General features: G+C 46.2%; 11 protein-coding genes. 1 reads left to right on the forward strand and 10 read right to left on the reverse strand.

Annotation, left to right across the window (positions count from 1 at the left end; genetic code table 11):
* Positions 1-133 precede the first annotated feature (133 nt).
* Entirely contained in the window at positions 134-1,570 is a 1,437-nt protein-coding gene (locus tag SDE_RS17130) for a prolyl hydroxylase family protein (RefSeq protein ID WP_011469744.1), read from the forward strand.
* A gap of 304 nt (positions 1,571-1,874) precedes the next feature.
* Here SDE_RS17130 and SDE_RS17140 read toward each other — a convergent pair whose 3' ends face one another.
* From SDE_RS17140 to SDE_RS17185, 10 genes are all read right to left on the reverse strand, one after another.
* Entirely contained in the window at positions 1,875-3,452 is a 1,578-nt protein-coding gene (locus SDE_RS17140; protein ID WP_011469745.1) for a polysaccharide lyase 6 family protein, read from the reverse strand.
* 118 nt (positions 3,453-3,570) lie between these two features.
* Entirely contained in the window at positions 3,571-6,249 is a 2,679-nt protein-coding gene (locus SDE_RS17145; protein WP_011469746.1) for a polysaccharide lyase 6 family protein, read from the reverse strand.
* Between the two features lie 105 nt (positions 6,250-6,354).
* Complete coding sequence (locus SDE_RS17150; RefSeq protein WP_011469747.1) at positions 6,355-7,206, reverse strand: transporter substrate-binding domain-containing protein; 852 nt, start codon at positions 7,204-7,206, stop codon at positions 6,355-6,357.
* Between the two features lie 433 nt (positions 7,207-7,639).
* A complete protein-coding gene (gene tpiA, locus SDE_RS17155; protein ID WP_011469748.1) occupies positions 7,640-8,395 on the reverse strand; it encodes a triose-phosphate isomerase in 756 nt (251 codons plus the stop codon).
* A gap of 18 nt (positions 8,396-8,413) precedes the next feature.
* Entirely contained in the window at positions 8,414-10,162 is a 1,749-nt protein-coding gene (locus SDE_RS17160; protein ID WP_011469749.1) for a fructose-bisphosphatase class III, read from the reverse strand.
* 68 nt (positions 10,163-10,230) lie between these two features.
* Positions 10,231-11,328 carry a class II fructose-bisphosphate aldolase gene (gene fbaA, locus SDE_RS17165; RefSeq protein ID WP_011469750.1) on the reverse strand — a complete coding sequence of 366 codons (1,098 nt, stop codon included), beginning with the start codon at positions 11,326-11,328 and terminating at the stop codon, positions 10,231-10,233.
* A 213-nt stretch (positions 11,329-11,541) separates the two neighbouring features.
* Positions 11,542-12,480: a sugar kinase gene (locus SDE_RS17170; RefSeq protein ID WP_011469751.1), complete on the reverse strand. Its 939-nt coding sequence runs from the start codon at positions 12,478-12,480 to the stop codon at positions 11,542-11,544.
* Between the two features lie 130 nt (positions 12,481-12,610).
* A complete protein-coding gene (locus SDE_RS17175; protein ID WP_011469752.1) occupies positions 12,611-13,363 on the reverse strand; it encodes an SDR family NAD(P)-dependent oxidoreductase in 753 nt (250 codons plus the stop codon).
* 63 nt (positions 13,364-13,426) lie between these two features.
* Positions 13,427-14,701: an MFS transporter gene (locus SDE_RS17180; protein WP_011469753.1), complete on the reverse strand. Its 1,275-nt coding sequence runs from the start codon at positions 14,699-14,701 to the stop codon at positions 13,427-13,429.
* A gap of 11 nt (positions 14,702-14,712) precedes the next feature.
* Positions 14,713-15,057, reverse strand: a complete 345-nt coding sequence (locus SDE_RS17185; protein ID WP_011469754.1) for a cupin domain-containing protein — start codon at positions 15,055-15,057, stop codon at positions 14,713-14,715.
* Between the last annotated feature and the right edge of the window lie 69 nt (positions 15,058-15,126).

Below are 15,126 nucleotides of genomic sequence, written 5' to 3' on the forward strand. Positions count from 1 at the left end.
TACATCACCTAACTTCTGCAAAAACCATTAAGCAAGCGCACCGTTATCACACCCAAGCCTGTGATTTAACGCGCGGCAACAAATATCAACTTACGTATAATTCCTAGCACTTATAGGGGAAAGGGTTCGAAGTATGAAAACCGAATTTGACGAAGATTGGCTAGAATGGATAAACACTAACGTAAATAATGGCCAAGATAAAAACGGTATTTTTAAAATTTTACTCGACGAAGGCTATGCATTTGAGGCCATAGAGCGGGTAATGAATTTTCGCCCTACCGTACCTGTAGACCAGCTAATTAACCCTTTTAAGCGCGCAGCCAGCCCACAGCAAACGGTAAACAACCAAAACCTGCAAACAGCAGCTAACCACGGCGCCCCCACCGACCCACGTAAAATATTTATACCCAACGCACTAAAGTTAAATTCCGACAAACTAGAAATGTACGCCCTTGGGGAATTTTTAACTACCGAAGAGTGCGAGCGCATAATTGCCAACATACGATCTAAATTGCGCCCCAGTGAGCTTTCTAGCCAAGAGAGTGACAAAACTTACCGCACAAGTCGCACCTGCGACTTGGGCACGATTGACGACCCGTTTATTCACTACGTAGATTCGCGCATATGCAAACTCGTGGGTATAGACCCCTCCTACTCAGAGGTGATTCAAGGCCAGCTATACGAAGTAGGCCAAGAATTTAAAGCCCACACCGACTACTTTGAAATTAAAGAAATGCCCGAGCACGGGGCAGTTATGGGCCAGCGCACTTACACCGTAATGATTTACCTAAACGACGTTGAAGAGGGCGGCGAAACCGATTTTCCCGCCGCTGACGGCGCCATTAAACCCAGAGCTGGGCTGGCGTTAATATGGAACAGTTTGCAATCTAACGGCGCGCCCAACCCCCACAGCATGCACCAAGCTTACCCCGTACTAAAAGGGCATAAGGCGGTAATTACTAAGTGGTTTCGCAGCCAAAGCAGGCTGCCCAACGCGCCCCCTATGTACAGTAAAGAAGCCAATGAATATATTCCAAACTATACGGCGAGCGGGTTACACAAAAGCACACTAAACCCAGCTTTATTCCAAAAGTTAACCCAGTTCTATACCGACAATAAGCAGCAGCTTACTGAAGAGCATGTGCCGGGCGACTTTATAGAAAACGCCAGCAAAACGTGCAAAAAAAGCAGCTCACTAATCGATTTAAGCGACGAGCTGCGTCAAGCCGTACACGACGAGCTTAAGCCCAAAATGGAAGCCTGGTGCAATCAACCACTGGCGCCAACCTATGTATACGGCATACGTGAATACCATCGCGGCGCCAAATTAAAAATGCATAGAGACAGACTAGAAACACATATAATTAGCGCCATCATTAACATAGCGCAAGACGTCGATGAAGATTGGCCACTTGTAATAGAAGACAACGCCTATCGCGTGCACCACATATTACTCAAACCCGGCGAAATGGTATTTTATGAAGGCGGACGCCTACTGCACGGCCGCCCTATTCCATTCAACGGCGACAGTTTTGCCAATATTTTTTGTCACTTTAAACCGGAGAGCTAGTGAACAGGGAACAGGGAACAGGGAACAGGGAACAGGGAACAGGGAACAGGGAACAGGGAACAGGGAACAGGGAACAGGGAACAGGGAACAGGGAACAGGGAACAGGGAACAGGGAACAGGGAACAGGGAACAGGGAACAGGGAACAGGGAACAGGGAAATTATGTTTTTGGCAGATAAAATAATCCAGTTTTTTCGCATACTGCGGCTATTAAAAAAACAGAAAACACACACCCAAATAGAAACGGCCCGATAAACGAGCCGCTTAATTTTTGTTTTAACTGTTAACTGTAACCTATCCCTCAACTAACATCCCTTATAGGCTTTTTTCTCGCCGCCCCAATTTGCATTCAACCAATCTGGTCCTAAGCGAGCAGATTTTACTGTGTCGGTCCACACCAAGGGTTCATCCATTTTAGATAAGTCTGCGCCTGCTTTTTTAAGGGGTAAATATACGATATCGCCAGTGCCAAATGCATCGCACCCTTTAAGTTCTTTTTTCGATTCAGCTTTAGTGCCTTTGCTAACCAGTGGCGACACTTTGCCATCGGTAATATTGCCTTTTACTTTTGCAAACGACGGTACATACTCCGCTTTATCAATGCCATAGTTGTTACCGTATTCAGAGTCTGGCGTGTAATCTACACTAATGGCTAAGCCCCGCACCCAATCTGCAGTAGATGGTGCAACATCTAGTTGGTACACCAAGTTATTAATAAACGTGGTTTGCATAGGGGGGCGAGTCATACTTAGCTTACCTCGATCGTACCAAGTAGAAAGCATTACAGGCTGTGCAGATTGAATAACGCTATTATTCGAAAGCACGTTGCGCTCACTTAACTGGTAACCGTTGATATTGGCATCGTCATCTTTTTTGGAGTAACCCGCGGCAATACCAAGTGCTGGCCGATACGCGGCCGATTTGCCACCACCGGCAGAGCCAGCAATGTAATTGTTGTGAATAATATTATCGTCGCCAATGACACGTATACCACCAGAGCCTTCTGTTTGGTCCTGCAAAAACCAGTTATTCTCTACAGTGTTTCTGTTGCCGTGGCGCAGCGTGAGGCTCGCGGTTGTATTGCGCACAGTATTGCTGCGATAAATATTAGAGGAGGATTTGTTCGAAATAACCTCTGGCTCGCCAAGTATGGATGCATCGTAAAATAAGTTGTTGGCCACGGTAACCTTAGCATCAACATGCTGCATATTTGAATCGCCCACTAACAATGCTTCACCACCATTACCTACAGCTTTGCCCGCGTTACGCGAAGCAAAATAGTTGTACTGAATAACATGGGATACGGGCAATTTTTGCGCATTAGCATGCTTTAACTGAACCTGTAAAACTCGGCTGCCCGATTTTTTAGCACCGAAGTAGTTGTACCTCACCACGTTGTTATAACCGTATAGCTCAATCCATTTATATTCAGTATCGATCGCTTTATCGTTCTCGTTATCTATACGCACGCGCTGTAACACGCACGCTTGGCACATATCCTTAGAGGACTCACTGCTAGAACCCGCGCGGCGGTTGGCAATAATTGCCCGCACTTTATTTTTATACATGGAATAGGTTACGTCGTTAAAATCGAAACCATCTACCACAATAAAATAGCCCCAGTAGCGCAGCCACGATGCACCTGTAAGCACAACGCCCCCAGGTGTTTCTGCTTTAAGTACAATCGGCTTGGCCTGCTCACCTTTGCCCTGCACGTTAATTTTTAAGTCGGCGTAGGTGCCATTCGGGATAATCACCACATCGCCCGGCTTTAAGTCCGTTTTGGTCCAGGTTTCTTTACCTTTGCCATCGTAAATATGCGTTTCGGCACACACAGCCAAGCTGCATAACCCTATTAAAAGACTAGCTACTATTTTTTTCATACATCATCTCGCAACGTTGCGTTTGTTTTTTAATAAAGATTCTTTAAGCAAAAATATTTATTAAAAAAAGCCCCACAGAGTGGGGCCAATGCTACTCACATGAAAAAACTTTAAATTTTTAGTCTGCTAGCGATGCATGCGATACTAGACGGAATTCGTCAAAGTATGCTTTGGCATCCGCAGCAGGTGCACCTTCATATGTCAATGCAAATTCATCTACACGAAACTCCGTATCACCAGCGTCGCCGCCGTCAGCAATAATTGTGTTGGCGTTGTATTCAGCAAAGATAGTAATAGTTGAGTTACTACCCGTGTTAAACGTTAGTGTGTCTTGACGGAAACTGTCGTCGCCTTTCGGCGCATTAGCTGCAACAAGGTCTTCAAAATCAACCACTTTGCTTGCTAGTACAGTGTCTGTTTCGCCAACAAACGCCCCCATAGTTACAGTCACATCGGCAGACTTTTTGTAAAGGGCGTACATAGATAAAGTATAGTCCGTATTTAATTCTAGGCCGGTTAATACTTGGCTTATACGCGGGGTACCCACTTCTGTAGCGTCTTCTAATTTAAACTTAACAGACCCATCAGCGCCGGCTGCTGAGTTATCAGAGCCTTGAACCTGACCGATACCTGCTCCCTCGTACACACTCCAAAAGGTGGTGTCTGCGCCAGGGAAGCCGTCTAAGCTCGCTTCGCCAATTGGGGCATAGTTAAGTACAAAATCATCAACTTCGCCGTAAATGGTGGCTGATGTTGCATCACCAGAATTAAAGCTTACGGTTGCTAGTTTGTACTCCAATGAAGAGTTCACATCTGAACGATAAACCGTGCCACCTACATCTGCTGCAAGAGTTGCAGTGCCTTTAACAAACGCAGTTAAGGTGTAGTTGGTATTCGCCGTTAAGCTAACAACTTGCGAAGCGCGGCCGTTAGCACCGGTTACTTCCACGCTTGCACCGCGGGCAAAAACCTCTGCAGCGTTAGTGTTTACCACTGCATCAACTAAAGTCCAACCTGCTGCACCTTCATCAAACGCATAGTTGGCGACATCCACTTCTGCAACGTGTGGGGTGGTCATTGGTGGGCGGTAGCTTATTGGGCCAACATCGTAGCTATTAAGAATGCCGCGAACTGGGTTGCCACCTATATCGTCGTCAGCACCAGCTTGTGTGGTTGCTGCACGCGCCAAGCCATCCATATCCAAAGTAACGGCGGCAAAATCGCCAGTATCTGCAGCTGCCGCGGTTAAGTCTGGGCTGCTGCCTGTAGCGCGCATTACGCCTTGCATATCTGCTGCGAACGCAACGTCTAACCAAGTAATACCGTCTACAGAGGTAAGGCTAGAGGAGTCGGAAAAGCTTTGGCCGTAAAAAATGTTGCCCGCAATCACAGAGCTACCAGGCATACCATCTGCAGCTTCTGTAATAACAGGGCCTATGCCATTAGCAATAATGTTATTCACTAGGTAAACATTATTGGGGTTGGTAGACTTTTGGCCGCCATCTACGTTCAAGCTGTTCACGCTATCTACCACAGTGTTGTGCGCAACAAGTACATTGGTTAATTGCTGGTAACCGTTGGTGGTTGAACCATCGGAGCCCATCAACACAATACCGCCATGGTGAGTAGTTGCTAAATAACGCGCACCTTGGATGTAGTTGTTCGTTACGGTGTGGCCGTCATCAATAATGCGCAGGCCGCCTGCATATGGGTGACCATCGCCAATAATAAAGTTATTGGTAATAGTCGCGCTTGAGCCGTGACGTGTAGTAATAGAACCATAGCTGTTACGTACAGTATTGTGCTCTATGCGGTTGTTGCCAGACTTATTAGAAATAACTTCGGCTTCGCCTTGTATGCGCTCAAAATAGTTGTGCTCGATTACCGAGAACGAATCACCTGTGTGCGAATCACTGGTACCAATGCGAATACCTTCGTATTCGTTGTCGCCGCTACTCGCGTAAGCTTTGCCATCCACCGGTGGACGGTCGCCGAAGTAGTTGTGATCGATTTGCGCGTAATCTATTTCGGCATCGAGTGGGTCAACACCATCTTCAATGTAACGATCTACAACAAGTAATGCGCCGCGGGTAGTTTTGCCAGAAAACCAGCTGTGGTCTACGCGGTTATGTGCACCGTAGATGTGAACCCATTTGCCGCTGCTATCGGAATTTTGATCGAAATCGATAATGGCAATTTCGGTAATACGGCAGTTATTACAAGGCGCGTTAGAGTTGCCGCGAGTTTGAATTAAGTCGCTACTCGCGCTCTCACCGTCTTTAAAAATAAGCCCTTGCAACACAACGTATTCACCGCTCATGCGGATCCCAACTTCGCCGCCAATTGTAACCATACCGGGGTTAGCTGCTGCCACAGTAATAGGGTTCGCTTCGGTACCAATACCACCGAACTGAATTTCTAAGTTGGTGTAGTTGCCGTCAGCCAAACACAGCGTTGTACCTGGGGTCATCTCGTAGCTTACAGCGTCTTCTAGTTCTGACGTACTGTTTACGGTTTGCGTACATACCACGTCTGGCACAGTGTCGTTATCACCGAGTGAACCACGCGGAAAGTTAGACTCCTGAGGTTCACCCTCTGGCTCTCCTTCTGGTTCCCCTTCTGGCTCTCCTTCTGGCTCTCCTTCTGGTTCTCCTTCAGGCTCTCCTTCTGGCTCTCCTTCAGGTTCGCCTTCAGGTTCTTCAATCGGGTCTGGGTCTGGGTCTGGATTTGAACTACCGCCCCCACAAGCAGTAAGCAGGCCCAATAGGAATAGGGCCACTAATGATTTGAACTTCATTTTTTAACTCCGTCTGGTGTTATCGTTATTTTTAGGTGTTTTTTATGATGTGTACTCTCGGGTTACTACCAGCGCGACGTTAAAAAACAAAAGGTCCCTCCACCTTTATAGTTTGTTAACGTCGAGCCAGAGTTCGGGGCGATCTACAGGTGTATCCTTGTGCATTTCATTATTTGGCATGCGCAGTACTATGCGATCTTTAATATTGCCTTTTTCAATAACCTGCTTAACCATTGGTGCGCTATAAAACAATTCATCAAAGCTGCCATCAGCAATGGCTTGTTCAAAACCACGCGTAAGTTTTGCGTGCAATGCGCGGTTATCTTTTTGCAAATAAAAATACATTGCGTAGGGGTAAATAAGTAAAATACGTTTTTCTACTTCTAGAGGTAGCTCTGGGTACTTAGCTAATTCGGCCCAAGGCTCGTGTATACCCCGCGGAAAATAGTCGAACCGCCCCCCTTCCAACATATGAAATAAATTTTCATATTTCATCGCCGTAACAACATTAAGCCCGGCCTGCTCTAATACTTTGGTCGAGCCCCAAGTACGGCCCATGCCAGCATCGAGGCGCGCTAAATCTGAAATTGAGCGTATATCGTTAAATTTGTGCTGATCGCCTTGGCGAATAATGGAAATGCGATGACCCAACATACCCTTTAACAAAGGAATACGTACCGCCAACATCTGCTCGTCGTTTTTGGCCGAGGCGCCTGCCCACATTAAATCTATAGCGCCACTTTCGACCTCTACAGGTAGGCGGCTAACAGGCAGCTCATCGTTTAATTGAATAATTTTTCCGTTGGGGTCTGCTTTGCTCCACACCAGTTCAAGCACAGACAGCAGCAGCTCTTCTTTTTCACCTGCCACTTTATTAATGCGAATGTCTTCAGCCACAGATACCTGACTGAAGCATATAACCACTAGCAGCGCGGTTAGCGTTTTAATACCGAACATATTTAACCTCAGAATTCTTATTGTTCAGCGCTTACTGCGGGGTAAACACCTTTGGACTGGCAAACTTTTCACCACAATCATTTGGTAACAAGAAATGTATATCAATTTTGCGATCAATTACAATACATATTGGTAATGTTTTCCATCAAACCAATAACCAAATGCAATCCTTCCAAGTCACTTCGTGCTTAGAAAGTAGGTTATTATTTCGACAGACATACCAATAAAACGCCCGCACGCCTCTATTAAGACTAGCTTATGCGGGTAATTTGAACAGAAAGATTGAGCTATGAAATGGCGTTGCGAGGCTTATAAGGCGTTTAGACCGACACAGCTCAGACCTTCGCGGCACACCCAGCTTATCTGGGCCAATTAGAGCAATAGGCCCAATAACCAAAAGTAAGAAATGAAGGCGTTAACCTAATAAAAAGGTCTATGCGCCCTTTGCGGTATTACTACACAAAAGTAGAAACTGGCCTGCCTGCAAGGAGGCACCGCCCACCAACAAGCCGCTAATAGTAGGTAAAGATGATATTTGAGCTGCGTTGCCTGCGTTAACACTGCCACCGTATAAGAGTGGTAACTGAATACCTAGCTGCGCTAACTTCGCGTGAATAGCGGTAGTAATTGTAAGAATATCGTCAGTAGAGGCAGTCGACCCAGACCCGATAGCCCATATGGGTTCATAAGCTACTATCAGCTGGCCAAAGAGCTCACTGCCAATAGCATGTAGCACAACCGATAACTGCTGCCACACCACCGCTCCTGAGTCACCACGCGCTTTTTCTTCGGCGGTTTCCCCCACGCAAAGTACGGGTAGCATACCTACAGAAAGCGCCTGTTTTACTTTAGCGGCAATAATACGATCGTTTTCACCGCGCGACGCCCTTCGTTCGCTATGGCCAATAATAACCATTTTGGTGCCCATCGAAGCCAACATAGGCGCGGATATTTCGCCGGTATGCGCCCCTTGCTCAAACTCGCTTACATTTTGTGCGCCAAGCAAGATAGGCCCACCTTCCAGCGCATCAGCCATAGCCTGCAGAAGAGTAAACGGCGGGCAAAGTACCACGCGAATACCTGCGTAAGCCGCTTGATTATCCAACATGGTACGTGTGAACGACTCCACCAACTCGGCACTGCCGTTCATTTTCCAATTGCCAATAACTATTTTAGATTTCACACCCATAAATTACTCGAGGACAGGCTAAGCAGCAGGCACACTTGCAGCTTTAGGCTTTAGTATTTGTTGATATTCCACTTCTAAAGCATAGCGCTTGTCGTTGGGGATTACCCGATATAAAACTATTTGACCAAGCGCTTCAAGCAGTACAAAGCCCGCCAAACCGGTGGCTGAGCGATAGGGCATAGAGAACCCGCCATCAATAGAAAAGAGCTTGCCATTGGCCTGCACTGGGCGCTCGCCAGATTGATACTTAACCGGCACGTGTCCATTTACAATGCGCACCTGATCGCTACTGCATTTTAATTCCGTGGCAACGCGTGCTAAAAACTCAGGGTTGGAGCGAAGGTTGTAGTATTCATTTTTACCTTCTTTGTGGGTTTGCTTATCGGCCACAAAATAGCGTTCAAAGGTGGTCATTCTGGCTTTGCCAAATAAAGGAGAATGAGGGCCGCACCATAAAAACCAAGCAATATCGGACTCATTGCGGTCATTAATGACCATTCTATTTAAATAACCGCGCCGCATTTCCAGCTCGCAGAAGTTAAACAGGCTTTGTCCACGTGTGGTTTCTGGTGCAAGCGCAAAAGGTTGAAACTCTCCCTGTTCGTCAACGGGTACACAGGCGTGATAAAGCAGCCAATCTCCTGTTTTCTTTTGCATTCCACCGCGGTGAAAAAGTATATCCATATGCTGGGTAAGCTTTGCGCTGGCAAGAAACTGCTGCTTAAGATCTTCTGCAACTTTGCGTTCATCTTCACTTAAGCGATAAGGCTGCTCTACATCCAGCGTAGGAAAATTCGAGTCTAATAGTGGATGCACAGCATCACCCACAGTAACCGTGCTATTGGCAATATTTATTTTATCCAACAGCAGTCTATCGGCCATTGTATATTCTGGCCGACGGGCAATAAGCTTACCTTCAAGCTTAAATTGAATAATTGATATGGCTTTGTGCATACGCGCAATGCGCAGCTTTTCTTCAGCGTTAAGGTCGCCCTTGGGGGTAAACTGCGCACAATCATCATCGCCGTAGGCTTTAGCAGCAAACCGTTCTAAACGAGAGAGGTTGATACCGTAATCGCGGTGCAACATATCTAACGTGCCGTAGCGCAAACAAATACGCACCGCCACCGTAATACACGCAAGGTTGCCCGACGCAGCACCCATCCACACTACATCGTGATTGCCCCACTGAATAGCCACATTCGGCAGCCCGCGCAATCGCTCCATAATGGCGAAAGCATCTTGCCCTCTATCATAAATATCGCCAACTATATTCAATTCTGGGCTTAACTTTTTAAATAACGCTTTTGCAAACGCCTGCACTAGCGCGAAAAAATCTTGCGCACTTAAAGTGCGAATATTCTGCGCAAGCATTTCAACAAGCTGACTAAATGGCGTACAACTTAACTGCGCATCACCACTTAAGGCCCGATGCACGGTAGACAACCAGCCCCACCGGCGAATAGCTATAGTAAGCGACTCGTCTTCTGCTTTTTGCTGTACCACCATTAAAAAAAGTGCTGTAAAAAGTATTTCTTTGCTTACAGCACTAGTGCGATCGAGCTGAGCTTGGCTAGCGTTTGCAGCACGGCATAAACGAATAGCGCTAGCCTCAATAGCCGCGCACAGAGTTTCATTTAGCTCGGGAGAAAATTGCTGGCGAATTAATAGATGAAGTATGCCGAATTGGCGGTCGGCGAGAAAATCAAAAACATCGAGTTCGCCATGAAGATCGGAGATAAATACTTTTAATGCGTTGCTGGTCACGTGGGGTGCTCAAAATAGGTAAGGTAAATCTAGGTCGCCTCGCTTATACGCGAAGCGACCTAACCTGCTTAAGCTATTTGAGCCTCGCTAACTGGGTTGGCTTGCGCACAGCCCAAATCTTCACAAATAGACTTTAGCTTATCAGCGAATGATTCCTCGCCACTGCGTATCCATTGACGTGGATCGTAGTACTTTTTATTTGGTTTATTGGCGCCTTCTGGGTTGCCGATTTGCGCTTGAAGGTACTCCATACGCTGCTCGTAGTAACTCTTTACACCGTCCCAGTAGGCCCACTGTAAATCGGTATCTACGTTCATCTTAATAACCCCGTAGCTAATTGCTTCGCGGATATCTTTTAAATCAGAACCGGATCCACCGTGGAACACGAAATCGACAGGGTTAGCGCCAGTATTATATTTCTCGGCAATAAACGCCTGCGAGTTCTTCAAAATTTCGGGGCGCAATATTACGTTACCTGGAGAATAAACACCATGCACATTGCCAAATGACGCAGCCACAGTAAAGCGTGGGCTAACCTCACTAAGCTGTTCGTAGGCATAGGCTACTTCTTCTGGCTGAGTGTAGAGTTTAGAACTATCTACATCGGTGTTATCTACACCATCTTCTTCGCCGCCGGTTACGCCCAGTTCAATTTCTAGTGTCATATCCATCTTGGCCATGCGCTCTAGATAAGCTTTGCAAGTGGCGATATTCTCTTCTAACGGCTCTTCAGACAGATCTAACATGTGCGAAGAAAATAATGGCTTGCCCGTTTGAGCATAAAACTCTTCGCCAGCATCCAGTAGGCCGTCTATCCAAGGCAGTAATTGCTTGGCAGCGTGATCGGTGTGCAACATAACGCTCACACCGTATTCTTTGGCTACTTGATGCACATGCTTAGCACCAGCAATGGCACCGGCAATAGAGCCTTGTTGGTTCACATTCTTAAGGCCTTTGCCCGCATAGAATGCAGCGCCGCCATTAGAGAATTGAATAATAATGGGCGTATTTAAATCGCGAGCAACTTCCAATACTGCATTTACAGTACTGGAGCTAGTTACGTTAACCGCGGGTAAAGCGTAGCCATTTTCTTTCGCGTGTTTAAATACGCGCTGGACATCGTCACCAGTTAGTACGCCCGCCGGAAAAAGGGTCGTCTCGTTCATGTCTCAAGCCTCTTACGATAGATGTCTATAGGGTCAAGTTTCTACGCTTAGTGCAGCGCAAGGAAAAAGCTATTTCACCTGCGCTGGCTGCGTTATTGTAGTTAGTAATATTGCTAAGACTTACGGCGTTAACAAAACTCACCGTTAACGCTAGTTAGTACGCTTCGCTAAATCTGTGTTTAGCTACCCAAGAAGCGCCCAACGTTGCCAGTATTAACCGACCATTTTGGGCATGGCTGTTTTTGGGATAATCGCACCGCGATATTGCACTACCGTTGAAGCCAGCAGATGACCGCGTAGAGCAGATTCCTCAACAGACATACCTTGCATGCGGCCGGTTAAGTAGCCCGCATTAAATGAGTCACCAGCAGAGTTGGTATCAACTACAACCACTTTTCGTCCTGGTACTAGGGTGCGTTCATTATCGGCAACGGTATAACAACCTTCGCCACCCATTTTTAATACAATTTCTTTCGCGCCATAGCTCAGCAATCTATCGATCACTTCGTCTTTAGGCTCTTCACCGTACAACTGAAACTCATCGTCAATGGTAGGTAAAATAATATCTGCAAAGGCTGTAACAGTTTGATATGCCTGTCGTGTTTGCTCTTTGCTTTCCCACAGTGCTGGCCGGTAATTGCCATCAAACGCGATTTTTGCACCGCGAGCTTTACACTGCTGGAGTAATTCGTACATGCGCTTTTTGGACGCCTCGTCCAAAATAGCTATGGATATACCGGATATAACAATCCAGTCGAATCCTTCTAAATCTGCATACAATGCTTGTTTCTTTTCTTCAGAATCAATGATGTAGCGCGCAGCTGAATCGTTGCGCCAATAAGTGAAATAGCGCTCACCACTTTCATCATTGGTTACCATGTACAGGCCAGGCACTTTCTTTTCATCTGTACGCACAAAACGCGTACCTACGCCTTCACTCTGCCACTGCTTAACTAACCACTCACTGTTTTTATCTTTACCAACAGCGGTAATGTATTCAACTTTTGCGCCTAGGCGCGACATATATACAGATGAATTAAGGGTGTCACCGCCGTACGAAAGCATCGCAGGCATAGAGCGACAACTAGAGTCAGACTCAGCACGCATTAATTCGAGCATGCTTTCGCCAATTACAGCCACACTATTATTCATTTTCACTACCTAGAAAAATAAACGGCGACACTCCCCATTAAATAAACAGAGTCGTCGCCATATTTATACGCATGCAAATGCATTGCTTCCCATGCTTTTAAAGGGCAGCCACGCTGCCCTGAACAACAGCTTATGAGAAGTACAAGCCGCCGTTTACGTCCATGTTCAAACCCGTTAGGAATGAAGACTCGTCAGACGCTAAGTACGCAACAACATCTGCAACTTCAGAAGCAGAACCTTCGCGACGTAAAGGAGTAGCAGCTTGAATGTTTTTACGAACTTCGTCTTTGGTGAAAGTGTCGTGGAAAACAGTGCTGATTACACCTGGGCACAATGCGTTAACGCGAATGCCACGTGGACCAAGTTCTTTAGCCATAGAACGAGTGAAAGTCATAACCGCGCCTTTTGCAGTTGCGTAAGCAGAAGCACCTGGGCCACCACCGTCACGACCAGCTTGTGAAGCGAAGTTAATGATAGAGCTACCTTTAACCATGTGTGGAGCACATGCTTTGGTCAAAAGAAAAGTAGTGTTCAAGTTCAACTTGATGAGGAAGTTCCAGAAATCTTCGTCCATCTCGTCGATAGTTTTACGGGCAACTAAACCACCAGCAACGTTTACTAGAATATCGATTTGAGCACCGAAAGTTTCTAAAGAAGCATCAACTAACTTTTGAACATCTTCACCGTTAGTCATGTCGCCGTGTACAAGAATAGCTTCTGCACCAGCAGCTTTAACGTCTGCTAAAGTTTGCTCTGCTTGCTCGGGGTTATCGTAGTAGTTGATTACTAACTTCGCGCCTTCAGAAGCTAATTTAAGAGAAATTTGCTTACCAATATCGCGAATACCGCCAGTGATAACACATACTTTATTTTCAAGTTTCATAACTTTTTACCTATCTTATTACAACAAATTAAGGTGCTAAAACGCACGCACAAATGGGTTTAACTAAAGTTTTCCTGCTGGCTTTACTGGGCCAGAAATCAACCACACTGACAGCACGGATAATGGTACTAACAACGCTGCAAACATAAACACTGGCGCGTAGCTTACAGTGGCTATCATAGGTACTAGCTTGGTTGTGATAATTACACCTACAACTGCAGCCGCACCACTTAAGCCTGCTAGTGAACCAACGCTCTTACCGTCGAAGTAGTCACTAGGCAAGGTTTGGATATTGCCGATCGCACACTGGAAGCCAAACAAAATACAAGCAATCAGTAGTACGGCAACAAGGGGGTCGCCCGCGTATGCGGTTAACAACAAACAAGGGAACATGATTACGCCACCTAATGTAATAGCGAAGCGGCGTGCAAAATTCACCGATTTACCACTGCTAATTAGACGACCAGATAACCAGCCACCAAACAAGCTGCCCGCCGCTGCACCCACATAGGGTATCCAAGCGAACATACCGATTTCTTTAACATTAAAGCCAAACTGATCGGCAAGATAAATTGGCAACCAAGATAAGAACAACCACCAAACTGGATCTAAACAGAAGCGAGAAAGTACAACGCCCCAGGTTTGACGATACTGCAACATTTCCATCCAAGTTGGCGCGGCAACGTCATCACCAGTAGATTCATCTTGGCTAGGCGCTTTTTGCCCTTTAAGAATATATTCACGCTCTTCGTCACTTAACCATGGGTGAGAATCTGGGGCTGCTTTGTATAAGATGTACCAAGGCACAACCCAAATAAAACCAAAACTCGCAATAACAATGAACGTAGCCTGCCATCCCATTAATAGGTACAAATAAGCAATTAATGGAGCAGAAATTACCGCACCCAACGCAGCACCTGAGTTAAAGATACCCTGCGCTAATGCGCGCTCTTTAATCGGGAACCATTCGGCATTCGACTTGGTAGCACCAGGCCAGTTACCTGCTTCACCGAAACCCATAATAAACCGGAAGATACCGAGCGAGACTACGCCACGCGCGAAAGCGTGCAACGCTACCGATACCGACCACACCACGATGGCTAAAATAAAGCCAGCGCGCGTGCCGAGCATATCGAATATTTTGCCGAACAATGCTTGACCTAGCGCATAGGAAACCATGAACAACATAATAATATTGGCGTAATCATTGTTATCCAGCCCTAAGTCTTCAGAAATACCCGGCCACATAACGGCCAACGCATTTCGATCTATGTAGTTTACGATGGTAGCGATTGCCACCATCGTCAAGATCATCCATCTCAAACCTTTAATTTTCATTATTTTTGTACCTACTTTAAAAAGTCAGCCCGAACCGGACTAAATACATCAACGAGTACGCCTGCTTTTTTACAAACCGCGCCGTGGCTAATATTGGGAGCAATATAAAAACCGTCACCTGCTGTTAAGGTTTTGATCTCACCACCCACATTCACTTCGAATTCACCGCTTTCTACATAGGTAGCCTGCGAATGAAAGTGTTCGTGCACATAGCCTTCGGCTCCTGCCTCAAACGTAACGCGCACCATCATAATTTGTTCATTAAAACCTAGTATTTGGCGAGTTATCCCTTCACCGACTGTTTCCGGTTCTATTTCTTTGGAAAATAGAAAATTTGCACTTTCGGTTAACATCATTAAGCTACCCTCCACTTTTCTAAATCTCTGCAAACTCCAAAAAAATGTGACCTCCGTGTCACCAAAACC

The organism is Saccharophagus degradans 2-40, from assembly GCF_000013665.1.
Lineage (GTDB): Bacteria > Pseudomonadota > Gammaproteobacteria > Pseudomonadales > Cellvibrionaceae > Saccharophagus > Saccharophagus degradans.